The sequence below is a fragment of the Ornithinimicrobium cryptoxanthini genome (assembly GCF_023923205.1).
Taxonomy (GTDB): domain Bacteria; phylum Actinomycetota; class Actinomycetes; order Actinomycetales; family Dermatophilaceae; genus Ornithinicoccus; species Ornithinicoccus cryptoxanthini.
Genome location: NZ_CP099490.1, coordinates 3,072,073 through 3,088,944, shown reverse-complemented (window position 1 = coordinate 3,088,944; position 16,872 = coordinate 3,072,073). Strand labels below are relative to the sequence as shown.

Annotated in this window: 18 protein-coding genes; 14 read left to right on the top strand and 4 right to left on the bottom strand. The window is 69.4% G+C overall.

Annotated features, from left to right (window positions below):
• Nucleotides 1–75: 75 nt before the first annotated feature.
• A complete protein-coding gene (greA, locus tag NF557_RS14210; protein WP_252620198.1) occupies nt 76–576 on the bottom strand; it encodes a transcription elongation factor GreA in 501 nt (166 codons plus the stop codon).
• A gap of 168 nt (nt 577–744) precedes the next feature.
• Between greA and NF557_RS17620 the strand changes: the two genes are divergently transcribed.
• The gene (locus tag NF557_RS17620; protein ID WP_256842224.1) at nt 745–873 is read left to right on the top strand and encodes a hypothetical protein; all 129 of its coding nucleotides are present in this window, start codon (nt 745–747) and stop codon (nt 871–873) included.
• A gap of 23 nt (nt 874–896) precedes the next feature.
• Here NF557_RS17620 and NF557_RS14205 read toward each other — a convergent pair whose 3' ends face one another.
• On the bottom strand, nt 897–1,268 hold the full coding sequence (locus NF557_RS14205; RefSeq protein ID WP_252620197.1) for a DUF4307 domain-containing protein: 372 nt from the start codon (nt 1,266–1,268) through the stop codon (nt 897–899).
• A 124-nt stretch (nt 1,269–1,392) separates the two neighbouring features.
• Here NF557_RS14205 and mca point away from each other — a divergent pair, with 124 nt between their 5' ends.
• Together mca and NF557_RS14195 are read left to right on the top strand one after the other, a co-directional pair.
• Nucleotides 1,393–2,445 carry a mycothiol conjugate amidase Mca gene (mca, locus tag NF557_RS14200; protein ID WP_306239323.1) on the top strand — a complete coding sequence of 351 codons (1,053 nt, stop codon included), beginning with the start codon at nt 1,393–1,395 and terminating at the stop codon, nt 2,443–2,445.
• The gene (locus NF557_RS14195) at nt 2,442–2,663 is read left to right on the top strand and encodes a hypothetical protein (RefSeq protein WP_252620195.1); all 222 of its coding nucleotides are present in this window, start codon (nt 2,442–2,444) and stop codon (nt 2,661–2,663) included. Before mca ends, NF557_RS14195 begins: the two co-directional genes overlap by 4 nt.
• 172 nt (nt 2,664–2,835) lie before the next feature.
• Here the strand turns inward: NF557_RS14195 and trhA are convergent, their stop codons facing one another.
• Entirely contained in the window at nt 2,836–3,621 is a 786-nt protein-coding gene (gene trhA, locus NF557_RS14190; RefSeq protein ID WP_252620194.1) for a PAQR family membrane homeostasis protein TrhA, read from the bottom strand.
• Nucleotides 3,622–3,755: 134 nt separating this feature from the next.
• Between trhA and NF557_RS14185 the strand changes: the two genes are divergently transcribed.
• The 7 genes from NF557_RS14185 to NF557_RS14155 all read left to right on the top strand — a co-directional run bounded on the left by NF557_RS14185 (nt 3,756) and on the right by NF557_RS14155 (nt 11,460).
• Nucleotides 3,756–4,520, top strand: coding sequence for an isoprenyl transferase (locus NF557_RS14185; RefSeq protein WP_252620193.1), 765 nt, complete (start codon nt 3,756–3,758; stop codon nt 4,518–4,520).
• An 82-nt stretch (nt 4,521–4,602) separates the two neighbouring features.
• Nucleotides 4,603–5,454 carry an ABC transporter substrate-binding protein gene (locus NF557_RS14180; RefSeq protein ID WP_252620192.1) on the top strand — a complete coding sequence of 284 codons (852 nt, stop codon included), beginning with the start codon at nt 4,603–4,605 and terminating at the stop codon, nt 5,452–5,454.
• Nucleotides 5,455–5,483: 29 nt separating this feature from the next.
• Nucleotides 5,484–6,278, top strand: coding sequence for an amino acid ABC transporter permease (locus NF557_RS14175; protein ID WP_252620191.1), 795 nt, complete (start codon nt 5,484–5,486; stop codon nt 6,276–6,278).
• Nucleotides 6,278–7,045, top strand: coding sequence for an amino acid ABC transporter ATP-binding protein (locus tag NF557_RS14170; protein WP_252620190.1), 768 nt, complete (start codon nt 6,278–6,280; stop codon nt 7,043–7,045). Before NF557_RS14175 ends, NF557_RS14170 begins: the two co-directional genes overlap by 1 nt.
• 273 nt (nt 7,046–7,318) lie before the next feature.
• Complete coding sequence (gene phoH2 / locus NF557_RS14165) at nt 7,319–8,755, top strand: RNA 5'-3' helicase PhoH2 (protein ID WP_252620189.1); 1,437 nt, start codon at nt 7,319–7,321, stop codon at nt 8,753–8,755.
• A 219-nt stretch (nt 8,756–8,974) separates the two neighbouring features.
• The gene (locus tag NF557_RS14160) at nt 8,975–9,883 is read left to right on the top strand and encodes an aggregation-promoting factor C-terminal-like domain-containing protein (RefSeq protein ID WP_252620188.1); all 909 of its coding nucleotides are present in this window, start codon (nt 8,975–8,977) and stop codon (nt 9,881–9,883) included.
• Between the two features lie 146 nt (nt 9,884–10,029).
• On the top strand, nt 10,030–11,460 hold the full coding sequence (locus NF557_RS14155; protein ID WP_252620187.1) for a class II fumarate hydratase: 1,431 nt from the start codon (nt 10,030–10,032) through the stop codon (nt 11,458–11,460).
• Nucleotides 11,461–11,512: 52 nt separating this feature from the next.
• On the opposite strand, the gene coaA is transcribed toward NF557_RS14155, so the two are convergent.
• Nucleotides 11,513–12,466, bottom strand: coding sequence for a type I pantothenate kinase (gene coaA / locus NF557_RS14150; RefSeq protein ID WP_252620186.1), 954 nt, complete (start codon nt 12,464–12,466; stop codon nt 11,513–11,515).
• A gap of 76 nt (nt 12,467–12,542) precedes the next feature.
• Here coaA and glmS point away from each other — a divergent pair, with 76 nt between their 5' ends.
• The 4 genes from glmS to NF557_RS14130 all read left to right on the top strand — a co-directional run bounded on the left by glmS (nt 12,543) and on the right by NF557_RS14130 (nt 16,837).
• Nucleotides 12,543–14,402, top strand: a complete 1,860-nt coding sequence (glmS, locus tag NF557_RS14145; protein ID WP_252620185.1) for a glutamine--fructose-6-phosphate transaminase (isomerizing) — start codon at nt 12,543–12,545, stop codon at nt 14,400–14,402.
• A gap of 13 nt (nt 14,403–14,415) precedes the next feature.
• Nucleotides 14,416–14,772 (top strand): holo-ACP synthase, encoded by a 357-nt coding sequence (locus NF557_RS14140; protein ID WP_252620184.1) that lies wholly within the window; start codon nt 14,416–14,418, stop codon nt 14,770–14,772.
• 19 nt (nt 14,773–14,791) lie between these two features.
• Complete coding sequence (locus NF557_RS14135) at nt 14,792–16,270, top strand: NAD(P)H-hydrate epimerase (RefSeq protein WP_252620183.1); 1,479 nt, start codon at nt 14,792–14,794, stop codon at nt 16,268–16,270.
• A gap of 138 nt (nt 16,271–16,408) precedes the next feature.
• Nucleotides 16,409–16,837 carry a VOC family protein gene (locus NF557_RS14130; protein ID WP_252620182.1) on the top strand — a complete coding sequence of 143 codons (429 nt, stop codon included), beginning with the start codon at nt 16,409–16,411 and terminating at the stop codon, nt 16,835–16,837.
• The last annotated feature ends 35 nt before the right edge of the window (nt 16,838–16,872 follow it).

Genomic DNA, 16,872 nt, shown 5'->3' with positions numbered 1-16,872 from the left:
TCGGTCAGCCGGCCGACGTGGTCGACCCGGGGCGGCAGTGGTGCCCGTCGTGGCGGGCGGTGCTTCGGTGCTCGTTCAGGACGAGTAGGGCGTGGCTGAGATGACCTTGACCTCGATGGAGTTGCCGTTGGGCGCCTGGAAGGTCACGTTGTCGCCGGGGCCGTGGCCCAGGATCGCCGCACCCATCGGGGACTTCTCGCTGTAGACGGTCAGCTTTTCGTCGTCACCGATGATCTCGCGGCTGCCGAGCAGGAACTGCTCGGTGTCGCCGAACATCTCGACGGTCACGACCATGCCGGGCTCGACGACACCGTCGTCGGCCGGGGCCTCGCCGATCGTGACGTTCTGGAGCAGCTGCTCGAGCTGGCGGATGCGGGCCTCCATCTTGCCCTGCTCCTCCTTGGCCGCGTGGTAGCCGCCGTTCTCCTTGAGGTCGCCCTCCTCGCGGGCCTCCTCGATGCGATCGGAGATCTCGCTGCGGCCCTCACCCTTGAGGTGGGCCAACTCAGCCTGCAGGCGAGCATGCGCCTCAGGCGTCAGGTAGGTAGCCGTCTGCTTGGTGGTCGTGTTGGTCACTTCAATAGCTCCTCGGGTCGCGCGTCAGGGCCGGTCACGCGAGGTGACCCTGTCACGATCAAACAGTGAGGTCCGGGCACTGGGAAAAATCTGGTGTCTGCTCACCAGTGCTGTCCGGCCCGGACCTTAACGAACCCTCATTCTAACAAGGAAACCCCGGGTGGCCACATGCTCAGGTCACGATCGGGTTACGAGTGGGCCGCCGTGCCGGCCCCGCAGAACCGGCCCGTGAGCCCGGGGTGGGCCGCCGTGCCGGCCCCGCAGAAGCTGCCCCACGGCATACCGATCGGTGGGTGAGCCCGGCGGTCCCGGAGCGCTCGTCAGTCGACGTAGGAGCAGGTGTCGACGTAGCCGGTGGTGGCTCTGGCGACCGTGCGCAGCGGCTCGACGTGCCGGCTCGGTGACTCCTCGCCGGGGGCCACGACGACGCTGCCGGTGCCGACGCGGGCGTGCTTGTCGTCCAGAGCGTGCAGGTCGCACTCGACCGCGCGGGTGGGGTCCCGGCGCAGGTCGAACCGGACGTCGACCTGCTCGTCGGACACGACCTCGAACCCGGTGTTGTACCAGTGCACCTTGCCGACGGTGGCTGACATCCCGAACCAGACCGCGAGGACCACCATGACCGTCACCCCGATGCCGCCGACGACCCACCACTTGGTGTTGCTGGTGCTCGTGGTGGTGGTCGTGCTCACGGGAGGGCTCCGTCCGGGGTGGCGGGGATGAGAGGATAGGGGACTGTGCCGCGCAGGTGCGCGACACCATTGTCTGTCACGCCAGATCTCAAGGAGTGCAAGGGTGTCCCAGGAGCTTCGACTCATGGCTGTCCATGCCCACCCGGACGACGAGTCCAGCAAGGGTGCGGCCACCACGGCAAAATATGTCGCCGAGGGAGCCTCGGTGATGGTGGTCTCCTGCACCGGCGGCGAACGTGGCGACATCCTCAACGAGAAGCTCCTCGGCAACGCGAGCATCGAGCGTGACCTGGCACAGGTCCGCAGGGACGAGATGGCGCGTGCCGCCGAGATCCTCGGTGTCCAGCACACCTGGCTGGGTTTCGTCGACTCGGGCCTGCCCGAGGGTGACCCGCTGCCCCCACTGCCGGAGGGGTGCTTCGCCCTCGAGCCGGTGCACGTCACGGCCGAGGCGCTGGTCCGGGTGATCCGCGAGTTCCGACCGCACGTGATCACGACGTATGACGAGAACGGTGGCTATCCCCACCCCGACCACATCATGACCCACACGGTGTCGATGGCCGCCTTCCACGCCGCGGGTGACCCCACTGCGTTCCCGCACGCCGGTGAGCCGTGGCAGCCGCAGAAGGTCTACTACTCCGGCTGGTCGGCCAAGCGCATTGGGGCGCTCCACGAGGCGATGGAGGCCGAGGGGTTGGAGTCGCCCTACCAGGACTGGGTGGAGCGGATGCGGCAGCGACCGGAGCGCGAGATGTTCACGGCGGTGCCGTGCGCTGAGTTCTTCTCGGTCCGGGACGACGCGCTGCGCGCCCACGCGACCCAGGTGGACCCGGATGGGTTCTGGTTCCAGATCCCGCTGGAGCTGCAGCAGCGCGTGCACCCGACCGAGGACTGGGAGCTGGCGGTGTCGCTCGTCGAGCCGTCCTTCCCCGAGGACGACCTCTTTGCGGGGCTGCGCGACCTGGACCTGGAGGTCGTATGCCGCCAGGCGCCCGAGCGGGACACCGACGGTGAGGTGGTGGCCGTGCACCGCTCGACCCCGCCGCCCCCGGTGGATGCCGACGGCGACGGTGTCGACGACGCACGGCAGACCGATGACGTCGAGGACGAGATCACCGAGCTCGAGGGGCACCGTGACGCCGACGGCGAGCACTCCTCCGACGAGCAGGCGTCGTGAACAGCACCGGCGTTGAGATCACCGCAGGGCTGGGCGGCTTCCTGGTCGTGTTCTTCCTGGCGATCGTGCTGATCCTGCTCGGGATGGACCTGTCCAAGCGGTTGCGTCGCCTGAAGCACCAGGAGCAGCTGCGGCTGGAGGAGGAGGAGGCCGCCTCGGAAAAGTCAGCGGGCTCCGCCGAGGCGGGCGAGCCGGACGGGAAACCCGAGCGAGGCTGAGCCGTCCCGGTAGTTCAGGCGCTGGCAGTTCAGACGCTCGTAGTTCAGACGCTGGCCGACCGTGCACGCCCCCTCCCGCGTGCAGTTGTGCGCATCCTTCGCGCCACATCGGCCTGCTGCGTGAAGGATCCATGCAGTTGGACCAGGTGGGTCACGTGGCGGACCTCAGCGGTCAGCCGACAGGGGTCGTGCCATAGACCGAGAACGACACCGCCACGTAGTGCGCCGCGAACGCGACGATCGTGAAGGCGTGGAAGATCTCGTGGAAGCCGAACCAGCGCGGTGAGGGGTTGGGGCGTTTGGTGCCGTAGACCACAGCGCCGATGGTGTAGAGCAGGCCGCCGGCAGCGATCAGCGTGACGACGACCGGGCCACCACTGCGCCAGAAGCCCGGCATATAAAAGACGGCGACCCAACCCAGCGCCACATAGACCGGGGTGTAGAGCCAGCGCGGGGCGCCGACCCACAGCACCCGGAACAGGACGCCGGCCAAGGCGCCGCCCCAGACCAGCCACAGCAGCGTCCGGGCCTGGCCGTCGGGCAGGAGCAGGAGCGCGAACGGCGTGTAGGTGCCGGCGATGATCAGGAAGATGTTGGCGTGGTCGAGCCTCTTGAGCAGCCGACTGGTCCGATCGCTGAAGTGTCCGGAGCCGCGGTGATAGATCGCCGAGGTGCCAAAGAGCAGCACCGCGGTGAGAGCGAAGATCGCCGAGGCCACCCGTGCGGTCGTGGTCGGCGCGAGGGCGACGAGCACGATGCCGGCGGCCAGGGCCAGCGGAGCCGTGCCGAGGTGCAGCCACCCCCGCAGCTTCGGCTTGATCGCGGCGACCGCCTCCTTGGCGCTGTCCCGGACCTCTCGTGCGGTGTCGCGGATCTCCTCGCGCACCCCGTCCACCGCGGAGCCCTCGCGCAGCGCCTCCCGGTGAGCGGGCGGCATACCATCTCTGCTGTCTTCCATGACCCAAGCGTAACCTACGCAACCGTAAGTTACCAACGGGTAGGCTCAGAAATTTTGCTGGTCCCCGCGTGAGAGGTCTGCCGGAACCGTGACGCCCGGCCCGCTACCTGTCGTCGGCGAGTAGGTTTGCGCTCATGCGTTCTCCCCGCGACCTGCTCTATCGCGTGTACAACCGGTCGCTCACCCGAAGCCTCCCGTCGGAGCGCCTGCCACGCCATGTGGGAGTGATGCTGGACGGCAACCGGAGGTGGGCCAGGCTGCGCGGTGCGGACACCGCCCAGGGGCACCGGGCCGGCGCGGACAACATCGCGCCGCTCCTGGCGTGGTGCGAGGAGGCCGGGGTCGAGGTGGTGACGCTGTGGCTGCTGTCCACCGACAACCTGCGCCGCGACGCCGGTGAGGTGGAGCCGCTGCTGGCCATCATCCAGGACGTGGTGACCGAGCTCGCGCAGCGCAGGCACTGGCGGATCAACCTGGTCGGCGCGGCCCACCTGCTGCCGGACGAGACGGTGGAGGTCCTGCGTGCCGCGGTCGACCGGACCGCCGACGTCAAGGGGATGGTGGTCAACGTCGCCATCGGGTATGGCGGGCGGCAGGAGATCGCTGACGCCGTGCGCTCGCTGCTGGCGGAGGCGGCCGAGAGGGGGGCATCGCTGGAGGAGCTCGCCGGCAGCCTGGAGGTCGAGGACATCGCCGAGCACCTCTACACCAAGGGCCAGCCCGACCCGGACCTGGTGATCCGGACCAGCGGCGAGCAGCGGTTGGGGGGCTTCCTGCTGTGGCAGAGCGCGCACAGCGAGTTCTACTTCTGTGAGGCCTACTGGCCCGACTTCCGCAAGGTCGACTTCCTGCGCGCGTTGCGTGCCTATGCCGAGCGCGAGCGTCGCTTCGGCAACTGACCCGCGTCACCGTTGCATCACTATTCGGTGACGACTGGTGTGGTCTGTGGCCTGTGCGTGCTGGGCCTTATACAGTGCCAGGATGAAGACTCGACCCCTGTTTGCTGCTGCGGCCACGGCCGGCCTGATTTTCTCCCTCGCCGCGTGCGGCTCCGAGGAAGACCCCGACGCCGGCAACGGCGACGCCGCTCCGGCGGCTGACGCTGCGGACCTCGACCTCGTGACCGAGGGCACCCTCACCGTGTGTTCTGACGTCCCCTACGTGCCGTTCGAGGACTTCGACGACACGGCACCCTCGGGCTTCAGCGGTTTCGACATCGACATCGTCTCGGCCGTTGCGGACGGACTGGGCGTCGACCTGGTCGTCAAGGACTCCGCGTTCGACGGGCTGCAGTCCGGCCTGTCCCTCAACGCCGGTGAGTGTGACATGGCGGCCTCCGCGATGACCATCACCGAGGACCGCGCCCAGAACCTCGCCTTCAGCGACGGCTACTACGACTCGCTGCAGTCCCTGCTCGTCCCCACCGACTCCGACATCGCCAGCATCGGGGACCTGTCCGGCAAGCGGGTCGCCGTCCAGCAGGGCACCACCGGTGAGAGCTATGCCACGGAGAACGCCACCGATGCCGAGCTGGTCAGCTTCCCGAGCGACGCCGAGATGTTCCAGGCGATCCTGGCTGGCCAGGTGGACGCGATCCTGCAGGACCTGCCCGCCAACGTCCCGCACACCGCGGACGAGGCGTTCACCATCGTCGAGGAGTACGACACCGAGGAGACCTACGGACTGGCGATGAAGAAGGGCAACGACGCACTCGTCGACGCGGTCAACGAGCAGCTGGCCGAGCTGCGCGACAGCGGCGACTACGACGAGCTCTATGCCAAGTACTTCTCCGAGGACGCTGCCGACTCCGACGACGCCGAGTCCACGAGCTGAGCGGGGGCGACGAGGCCGAGGGCTAGCCGATGACCCGGAGCGCGCGCACGCGCCTGACGACACTCACGCTGTATGCCGTGTTCGCGGCGATCGTGGTCGCTTTCGTCCTCGTCGCCGACTGGCCGGCCATCAAGAGCAACTTCTTCCTCACCGAGGGTTTCACCGGCAACTGGCGGGACATGGTCTTCGTCGGGGTGAAGAACACGATCCTCTACACCATCGTGGCCTTCGTCGGAGGCTTCGTCCTGGCGGTCGTCCTGGTGCTGATGAAGCTGGCCCCCATCGCGCCGTTCCGGTGGCTGGCCACGGCCTACATCGAGTTCTTCCGAGGCCTACCGGCCCTGGTCGTCATCCTCTTCATGGCGCTCGGTGTGCCGATCGCCTTCGGCTGGCGTCCACCGGGCGGCACGGTCGGGGCAGGTCTGCTGGCCCTGATGCTGGTGGCCGGCGCCTACATGGCCGAGACGCTGCGCGCCGGCATCGAGGCGGTGCCCAAGGGGCAGACCGAGGCCGCGCGCTCGCTCGGCATCAACGCGCCGTGGACCATGGCCTCCATCGTGATGCCCCAGGCGCTGCGCATCGTGATCCCGCCCCTGACCAACGAGCTGGTCATCCTGCTCAAGGACACCTCGCTGCTCTTCGTCGTGGGCCTGGCGGCCAACCAGAAGGAGCTGACCACACTGGCCCGCGACTTCATGGCCAGCGGCCCGTCCGCGGGCACCGCGACGAGCCTGATGTTCGCCGCCCTTCTCTATCTGGCCATCACCCTGCCGCTCACGCGGCTGGTGGCCTGGATGGAGAGCAAGCAGAAGAGGAGTCGGTGATGGCCCAGCTGAATCCTCACCAGGACGTCGACGCCAACGCACCTGCCATCGAGGTGCGGGACCTGCACAAGAGCTTCGGCGACCACGAGGTGCTCACCGGCATCAACTTCCACGTCGACCGTGGTCAGGTGGTCTGCGTCATCGGGCCGTCCGGCTCGGGCAAGTCCACCCTCCTGCGCTGCGTCAACCGGCTGGAGGAGCCGACCTCCGGTCAGATCTTCGTGGAGGGGATCGACATCACCGACCCCGACACCGAGCTGGACAAGGTGCGTTCGCGCATCGGCATGGTCTTCCAGCAGTTCAACCTCTTCCCGCACATGACGGCCCTGCGCAACCTCACGATCGCCCAACAGCGGGCCAAGGGCCGAGGACGCAAGGAGGCGGAGGAGATCGCGCGGGCAAACCTCGACAGGGTGGGCCTGTCCGACAAGGTGAGTGCCTATCCCGCCCACCTCTCCGGCGGACAGCAGCAGCGGGTGGCCATCGCCCGTGCCCTGTCGATGAACCCCGACATGATGCTCTTCGACGAGCCGACCTCCGCCTTGGACCCAGAGCTGGTCGGCGACGTGCTTGACGTGATGCGCACGCTGGCCGACGAGGGCATGACGATGATGGTGGTCACTCACGAGATGGGCTTTGCTCGTGAGGTCGGCGACAAGCTGGTCTTCATGGACGGTGGCGTCATCGTCGAGGAGGGCGACCCGACCGAGGTGCTCACCAACCCGCAGCACCAGCGCACGCAGTCGTTCCTGTCGAAGGTGCTCTGAGCCTGCCCAGACAGCCGGTGGTCGGGCGCACTTTGCCAACAGTTCACCGTCCCGATCCCGGACACGCCGACCGCAGGCGCGCGCTGAACGGTGGGCACGGCATACGGTCGATGTGACGCAGGACACCCGTCCTCGTTCGGGAGGCTCACCAGATGGAGCGACAGCTCTGGGCGGGGGGCCGGCACCGGCACCTCGACGATCTGGTCAGGGTCCGGTCCCGGTCAGCCCACCGCCAGCACGCGTGACGCCAGCGCGTGCACAGGGAGAGTCGACATGGCATCAACCAGCCGATCCGTCACCCGCTCCACGCGTGTCACCAGCGCCGCACCGGCCGCAACCCAGGACTCCGTCCCAGACGTTGCCGGTTCAGCCGTCCCTGCCGCGGCCGGTCGCGCTCCGACGACGGTGGGGTCGCGGACCAAGACCTATGTCCTGGACACATCGGTCCTGCTGTCTGACCCTCGTGCGCTGGTCCGGTTCGCCGAGCACCAGGTGGTCCTGCCGATCGTGGTCATCACCGAGCTCGAGGGCAAGCGGCACCACCCCGAGCTGGGCTACTTTGCCCGTGAGGCGCTGCGCATGCTCGACGACCTGCGGGTGCAGCACGGCGGGCTGAGTGAGCCCGTGTCCGTGGGTTCGGACGGTGGCACGCTGCGGGTCGAGCTCAACCACACCGACCCCGGCTCGCTGCCGGTCGGCTTCCGCCTCGAGGACAACGACTCCCGGATCCTCGCGGTCGCCTGCAACTTCTCGCGCGAGGGCCACGACGTGACCGTGGTGAGCAAGGACCTGCCGATGCGGGTCAAGGCCTCGGCCTGCGGGCTGGACGCCCAGGAGTACCGCGCCGAGCTCGCGGTCGAGTCCGGCTGGACCGGGATGGCCGAGCTCGAGGTGGACGACGCCGGCATGTCCACGCTCTATGAGACGGGGCGGCTTGAGCACCCGGTCGCCCAGGAGCTGCTCGTGCACACCGGTCTGACGGTGCTCGGCCCGTCGGGCAGCGCCCTGGCCAGGGTGGCGCCCGACCGCGCGGTCAAGCTGGTCCGGGGTGACCGGGACGCCTTCGGGCTGCACGGCCGCTCGGCGGAGCAGCGGATCGCGCTCGACTTGTTGCTCGACCCCGACGTCGGCATCATCAGCCTTGGCGGGCGGGCCGGCACCGGCAAGTCCGCGCTGGCGCTCTGCGCCGGGCTCGAGGCGGTGATGGAGCGCCGCCAGCACCGCAAGGTGATCGTCTTCCGTCCGCTGTATGCCGTGGGTGGCCAGGAGCTGGGATACCTCCCGGGCAGCGAGAACGACAAGATGGGCCCGTGGGCCCAGGCGGTCTTCGACACCCTCGGCGCGGTGGTCTCCAAGGAGGTCGTCGAGGAGATCATCGACCGCGACATGTTGGAGGTGCTCCCGCTGACCCACATCCGGGGTCGCTCGCTGCACGACGCGTTCGTGATCGTGGACGAGGCGCAGAGCCTGGAGCGCAACGTGCTGCTCACGGTCCTGTCCCGGATCGGTCAGAGCTCTCGCGTGGTGCTGACCCACGACGTGGCGCAGCGCGACAACCTGCGGGTCGGCCGGCACGACGGCGTCGCCGCCGTGATCGAGACCCTCAAGGGCCATCCGCTCTTCGCACACGTCACCCTGCACCGCAGTGAGCGCAGCCCGATCGCGGCACTGGTCACCGACCTGCTGGAGGGCGGCGACGCGCAGTTCTGAGACCGTCGCGTCCCACCAGCACCAGGGGCATCACCTGCCACACGCACGCGGCCCCCAAGGGGGTGTGACGTTCACCACGCGGCGCCGGTTGAATTTGCAATCTGTTGACCCCGGCTGTCACGGTTGAGCAATCACATCACGAATTGATAACGCTCGAACCCGTGTGAGCATGTGCTGCGCCCCGGCAGCAACGGTGTCCTGAGCGTGGAGGTTACCCCTGTGTCCAACGCCCCTGACATCACTGTGCTGCCGAACGACGAGCAGACCGGCAAGCACCGCCCCGGCCGCCGCCTGCACCGCGGCGCGACTGCGCTGACGGCGGTCATCGCCGCTGGCGCCGTCGCGATGGCGACCTACGCCGGCACCCCGAGCGCACCGACGCTCGACGCCGACGGTGCGGCAGACTCCCTGTCCAACAGCAGCCCGTTCGCCGGTGAGGCGGCGCTGCGCAGCGTCACCGACGGTGTCGACTCATCGCTGAGCGAGGCCGTCGACGCACTGGAGGGCCAGGTCTCGTCCGACTCCCTCGGCTTCTCGGCCTGGAGCTCGCGCAAGGCCGGCGACATCGCCACCGAGCGCGCTACCGAGATCGCCACCGAGCGTGCCGCAGCAGAGCAGGCCGCCGCTGAGCAGGCTGCAGCCGAGCAGGCCGCTGCTGAGCGGGCTGCTGCTGAGCGGGCTGCCGCCGAGCAGGCCGCTGCTGAGCAGGCCGCAGCCGAGCAGGCCGCTGCCGAGCAGGCCGAGCAGGAGCAGGCGGCCTCCCGGTCCCAGGAGCGCGCGGCGGCTCCCGAGCCGGCGCCGGCACCTGCCCCGGCCCCCGTCTCCTCCGGCGACCCGCGTTCCATCGCTCGCGGCATGCTCTCGGGCTATGGCTGGGGCGATGACCAGTGGGGCTGCCTGAACTCGCTCTGGATGCGTGAGAGCGGCTGGAACACCTATGCGCAGAACCCGTCGTCGGGTGCCTACGGCATCCCGCAGTCGCTGCCCGGCAACAAGATGGCGTCGGCAGGTTCGGACTGGCAGACCAACCCCGCCACCCAGATCCGCTGGGGCCTGGGCTACATCTCCGGTCGCTACGGCAGCCCCTGCGGCGCGTGGGCCCACTCCGAGTCCGTCGGCTGGTACTGACCCACCCGCAGTGCCGCTGAGCGCTGCGGAGCGTTGCCACTGAGCAACCACCTGCACAGCTGGACCCCGGTCCGTCATCTGACGGGCCGGGGTCCTTGTGTGCTGCCTCTCTCGCGCGGGTCGGTGGTGCGCGAGACACTGGGGGCATGAGTGAGCAGACCCAGAGCGACGCGACCCCCAGGACCCGCACCGAGCACGACTCGATGGGGGAGGTGGAGGTCCCCTTCGATGCGTTGTATGCCGCGCAGACGGCTCGCGCGGTGGAGAACTTCCCGATCTCCGGGCAGCCGGTGCCGGCGTCGATCATCCATGCGCTGGCGCTGCTGAAGTCCGCGGCAGCACGCGTCAACTCCGAGCTCGGGGTCATCGACACCGACCGGGCCCGCGCGATCAGCGCCGCTGCCGACGAGGTCGCGGCTGGGGACCACGACGACCACTTCCCGATCGACATCTATCAGACCGGGTCGGGCACCTCAACGAACATGAACGTCAACGAGGTCATCGCCACACTGGCGAACCGCGCGACCGGAGGGCAGCCGCAGGTCCACCCCAACGACCACGTCAATGCCGGCCAGTCGAGCAACGACACCTTCCCCTCGGCCATCCGGGTCGCCGCGGGGCGGCTGGTCCACGACGAGCTCACGCCGGCGCTGGAGCACCTCCAGAGGGCGCTGGCGGCCAAGGCCGAGGAGTTCGCCGACGTCGTCAAGGCCGGCCGCACGCACCTGATGGACGCCGTGCCGGTGACCCTGGGCCAGGAGTTCGCAGGCTATGCCCGTCAGATCGAGCTCGGCGGGCACCGGGTGCGCACGGCCGCGGAGTCACACGTCGCCGAGCTGCCGCTGGGCGGCACCGCTGCCGGGACCGGCCTCAACGCCCACCCGCAGTTCGCCCCGAAGGTCATCGAGGAGGTGTCGGCCCGCTCCGGGGTCGCGTTCGTCGAGGCGGCGGACCACTTCGAGGCCCAGTCCGCCCAGGACGCACTGGTGGAGCTCAGCGGGGCTCTGCGGGTCGTCGCGGTCTCGCTCACCAAGATCTGCAACGACCTGCGCTGGATGGGCTCAGGTCCGCGTGCCGGGCTGCAGGAGGTCCAGCTCCCGGACCTCCAGCCGGGCTCCTCGATCATGCCCGGGAAGGTCAACCCGGTGCTTCCCGAGGCCACGCTGATGGCGTGTGCACGGGTCATCGGCAATGACGTCACCGTGACCATCGGCGGGGCCAGTGGCACCTTCGAGCTCAACGTCATGCTGCCGGTGATGGGGGCGGCGCTGGTCGAGTCGATCACGCTGCTGGCCAACTCCTCGCGGGTGCTGGCCGACCGGTGCATCAGCGGGATCACCGCCAACGTGGAGCACAACCGGGAGCTCGCCGAGAGCTCGAGCGCGATCGTGACCCCGCTCAACAGATACATCGGCTATGAGGCCGCTGCAGCGGTCGCCAAGCAGTCCCTGGCCAACCGGCAGACCATCCGGGAGGTGGTGATCGAACGTGGTCATGTGGAGCGGGGCGATCTGACCGAGGAGCAGCTCGACGCCGCGCTGGACGTCCTGGCGATGACCCGACCGCAGCAGGCCTGACGGGCGTCCCCCCAGAGGTGACCGGGAGCGCGGTCCGGCGCTCCCGGCATACTCACAGGCGCCGCAGGCGGACCCGCTTGACGGCGTGGTCCTCACCCTTGTTGAGCACCAGGGTGGCCCGCCCCCTTGTGGGCAGGATGTTCTGGATCAGGTTGGGCCCGTTGATCGCGTCCCAGATGCTCTCGGCAAGCTCGACCGCGGCGTCGTCATCAAGGTTTGCATAGCGGCGGAAGAAGGACTCGGGCTGGTTGAACGCGGTGCTGCGCAGGCGCTGGAAGCGATCGACATACCACCGCTTGATCAGTTCCTGCTTGGCGTCGACATAGACGGAGAAGTCGAAGAAGTCCGACACGGACAGCCCGGTACGCCCGTCATGGTGCTGGCGCGGTGCCTGCAGGACGTTGAGACCCTCGACGATCAGCACGTCCGGGCGGCGCACCACGATCGACTCGGTGGGGACGATGTCATAGGTCAGGTGTGAATAGACCGGCGCGACGACCTCGCTCTTGCCCGACTTGACCTCCATCACGAACCGGAGCAGCGCGCGACGGTCGTAGCTCTCGGGGTAGCCCTTGCGTGCCATCAGGTTGCGCTCCGTCAGGACCTTGTTCGGCAGCAGGAAGCCGTCGGTGGTGATGAGCTCGACCGACGGCTTGGACTCCCAGCGCTCGATCAGGGCCTGCAGGATGCGAGCCGTGGTCGACTTGCCGACGGCGACCGAGCCGGCGACGCCGATCACGAACGGGGTGCGGGCCCGGCGCTCGCCCAGGAAGTCACTGGTGACCTGGTGCAGGCGCTCGGTCTCCTGCTCATAGAAGGACAGGAGCCGGGACAACGGCAGATAGACCTCCTCGATCTCCTGGATGTCGAGCCGCTCACCCAGACCCCGCAGCCGGACGACGTCCTCCTGCGACAGGAGCATCGGGTGCTGGTTGCGCAGCGCTGCCCAGTCGTCTCGGGTGAGCTCGACATACGGCGAGGTCAGGCCGTCAGCGGTGGAAGCCATGGGTGACATTGTGCACGGTGGCCGGTCCGGCGCCTCCATGCGGCCCGCGATGCCCGGACAGATTAGGCTGGCCCGCATGTGTGGAATCGTGGGATATGTCGGTCCGACTCGCAGCGACCGGGCACTCGGTGTGGTCATGGATGGGCTGACCCGGTTGGAATACCGAGGCTACGACTCGGCCGGTGTGGCCCTCGTCGGTGATGACGAGGTCGTGGGGCAGAAGCGCGCTGGCAAGCTCTCCAACCTGGTGGGGGCCCTGGAGGCGCAGGAGCTCCCGCTGACCGGCACCGCGATCGGACACACGCGCTGGGCCACCCACGGTGGTCCCACCGACGCCAACGCACACCCCCACCGCGGCGGTCCGGACCGCAAGCTGGCGCTGGTCCACAACGGCATCATCGAGAACTTCTACGCCCTGAAGAAGCAGCTGCTCGCCGAGGGCGTCACCTTCTCCTCCGAGACCGACACCGAGGTCGTGGCCCACCTGGTCGCCCGCGCGTGCGAGCGCACCGGTGACCTCACCGAGGCGATGCGCGAGGTGGTCAACACCCTGCAGGGGGCGTTCACCCTGCTGGCGGTGCACGCGGACCAGCCGCACGTCGTCGTCGGCGCACGCCGCAACTCCCCGCTGGTCGTCGGGATCGGGGAGGGCGAGAACTTCCTCGGCTCGGACGTCGCCGCCTTCATCGGCTACACCCGCCAGGCGCTCGAGCTGGGCCAGGACCAGATCGTGACGATCAGCCCGGACGGTTATGAGGTCATCAACTTCGACGGCACGCCGAGCGAGGGCCGCGCCTACGAGGTGACCTGGGACGCTGCGGCCGCCGAGAAGGGTGGCTACGACACCTTCATGGAGAAGGAGATCCACGAGCAGCCCCACGCGGTCGCGGACACGTTGCTCGGGCGGACCAACGAGAACGGCGACCTCGTCCTCGACGAGATGGGGATGTCGGAGGAGGAGCTGCGGGCGATCGACAAGATGGTCATCGTCGCCTGCGGGACGGCGGCGTATGCCGGGATGGTCGCGAAATACGCCATCGAGCGCTGGGCGCGGATCCCCGTGGAGGTCGAGCTGGCCCACGAGTTCCGCTACCGCGACCCGGTCATCGACGAGAAGACGCTGGTGGTCTCGATCAGCCAGTCCGGCGAGACGATGGACACCCTGATGGCCGTCCGGCACGCCAAGGAGCTGGGCGCGCGGACCATCTCGATCTGCAACACCCACGGCTCGACGATCCCGCGCGAGTCCGACGGTGTGCTCTACACCCACGCGGGCCCGGAGATCGCCGTCGCCTCGACCAAGGCGTTCCTCGCGCAGATCACAGCCAGCTACATCCTGGGGCTCTATCTGGTCCAGGTCCGCGGTGGCGGACACGACGACGGTGTCGTGGAGGTGATGCGCGAGCTGCACCAGGTGCCGGAGAAGATCCAGACGGTGCTCGACGGGATGGACCGCGTCAAGGAGATCGCCCGCTTCATGGCGGACAGCCGGGCCGTGCTCTTCCTGGGCCGGCACGTGGGCTTCCCGGTGGCGATGGAGGGCGCGCTCAAGCTCAAGGAGCTGGCCTACATCCACGCCGAGGGCTTCGCCGCGGGTGAGCTCAAGCACGGTCCGATCGCCCTGATCGAGCCGGGCCAGCCGGTCTTCATCGTGGTGCCGTCCCCGGACTCCGAGCATGGTCTGCACGGCAAGGTGGTCTCGAACATCCAGGAGATCCGCGCGCGTGGCGCCCGGACCCTGGTGATCGCCGAGGAGGGGGACGAGGACGTCGTCCCGTTCGCGGACGAGGTGATCCGGGTGCCGCGCACGCCGGCGCTCCTCGCGCCCCTGCTGACCGTCGTGCCGCTGCAGATCTTCGCGTTGGAGCTCTCCACGGCCAAGGGTCTCGACGTCGACCAGCCGCGCAACCTGGCCAAGTCCGTCACCGTCGAGTGACGCGAGTGTTCCGGTGATCATCGGGCTGGGCATCGACGTCGTGGACATCGCCCGCTTCGGCGACTCGCTGGAGCGGACGCCGCGACTGCTGGAGCGTCTGTTCACGCCGGAGGAGCGCACGCTGCGCCTGCCCTCGCTCGCCGCCCGGTTTGCAGCCAAGGAGGCGCTCGCCAAGGCCCTGGGTGCCCCCGTCGGGCTGAGCTGGACCGATGCGACGGTGCGCACCGATGACCTGGGACGTCCGTTCCTCGAGGTCTGGGGCAGCGTCGGTGGGCGTGCCGAGGAGCTCGGCGTCACCTCCTTTCACCTGTCCCTGTCGCACGATGCCGGGATCGCGTCGGCCGTGGTGATCGCGGAGGGCCAACTGTGAATCCGGCGGTGGGTTGCCCGTGATCCGCGCGTTCGGTGTCGCCGACGTCAGGGCGGCCGAGGCGCAGGTCATGGCCGAGGTCGAGCCGGGCACCCTGATGCGCCGTGCGGCCGATGCACTGGCGGTCGTGGTGCTGGCCCGGGCGCGTGAGCAGGCGGCGCGGTCCGTCGCCGTCCTCGTCGGTCCGGGTGACAACGGCGGCGATGCGTTGTATGCCGCTGCGCACCTGGCCGAGCATCTCTCCGTCGTCGTCGTGCAGGTCGGAACGGCCGTCCACGAGGGCGGCCTGCGCGCCGTCACCGACGCCGGGGTGCCCCGGCTGCGGGTCGCACGCACCCGGCGGGCGCTGACCCAGCCGGTCCGCCAGGCGCTCGAGGATGCCGATGTCGTCGTCGACGGGCTGCTCGGGATCGGCGGACGGCCCGGACTCACCGGCGCCATGGCCGGCCTGGCCGACTCGATCCCCGCGTCAGCGCTGGTGATCGCGGTGGACCTGCCCAGCGGAGCCGACCCAGAGGGCATCGCTGCCCTGGGGCGGACGGTCCGAGCTGATGAGACCGTCACCTTCGGGATGGCCAAGCCCGTGCATGTCCTGCCGGCGACGCGGTCCGCGGTCGGCCGACTGACGACGGTCGACATCGGGGTGCCGGAGCCGGAGCACGCAGCGGTCGAGCAGCTGACCCGAGCGGATGTCGCGCACCTGTGGCCCGTGCCCGGACCCAGCGACGACAAGTACTCCCGAGGCGTGCTCGGCGTCGTCGCCGGCAGCAGCCGCTATCCCGGGGCTGCAGTCCTCGCGGTGACGGCAGCGATCGAGGCCGGTGCCGGCATGGTGCGCTACATCGGTCCTGATGCCGCGGCCCAGCAGGTGCTCGTGGCCTCCCCGGAGAGTGTGCCGGGCCAGGGACAGGTGCAGGCCTGGGTGATCGGGCCTGGTGTGCCAACCGACGAGACCACCCTCGATGTCCGCCGCCAGGTCGAGGCCTGCAGGCAGGCGCTGGCCTCCGACCTGCCCTGCGTCGTCGACGCTGGCGCGCTCGACCTGGTCGACGGCCCGCGCGAGGCCCCCACCCTGCTGACGCCGCACGCTGGTGAGCTGGCACGGCTGCTGAGCCGGCTGGAGCCCGGACGTGTCTACCACCGCTCACAGATCGCGGCAGCCCCGGTGGAGCATACGCGACGGGTGGCGGAGCTCACCGGGGCCACGGTCCTGCTCAAGGGGGCCACGACGCTGGTGGTCTCGCCGGACACCGACCGGCCGCTGCGGTGCCAGTCGGATGCGCCCGCCTGGTTGGCTACGGCCGGTGCCGGTGACGTGCTTGCCGGGTTGGTCGGCACGCTGGTGGCGGCCGGTCTTGACCCGCTGGATGCGGGCGCCCTCGCGGCCCTGATCCACGGCCGCGCGGCTCGCCGTGCGAACCCCGGCGGCCCGGTCCGTGCGCTCCGGGTGGCGCAGGCCATCGCCGAGACCGTGGCCAGCGACCTGACGCCGGGCTGAGACCGCCGCGTCCGCCGCGTCCGCCGCGACCGCCGCACCCGGAGCCGCGCCGCAGGCGGACCCGCATCCGGACCCCCGAACCCTCCTCGTCGACCGCCCTGTCGGATCCACCGCACAGGCCCCCGCTAGTGTGCTGCCATGGATCAGAGAGTGAGTGTGCTGACGCTCGGCGTCCGCGACCTCGACCGCGCCGTGGCCTTCTATCAGGCACTGGGGTGGGAGCCCGCCCCCGCACCTGAGGGCGTCGTCTTCTTCCAGACCGGAGGCTTCGTGGTCGCCCTCTGGGACCGTGCCGCCCTCGAGGTCGACTCGTGTGTCGAGGACTCCGGCGGTTGGGGCGGAGCCACCCTCGCCTACAACGTCAACAGCCGCGAGGAGGTCGATGATGTCCTGGACGAGGCCGAGGCTGCCGGCGCCACCATCGGCCGCCGCGGGGCTGGGACCTTCTGGGGCGGCTACTCAGGCATCTTCATCGACCCTGAGGGCCACCCGTGGGAGGTCGCGCACAACCCGTTCTGGAACGTGACGGAAGACGGGCAGACCATCCTCGGTGACGGCCGGGGCTAACGCCCGCGGCTGATATCCGTCGCCAACCCGCCCTG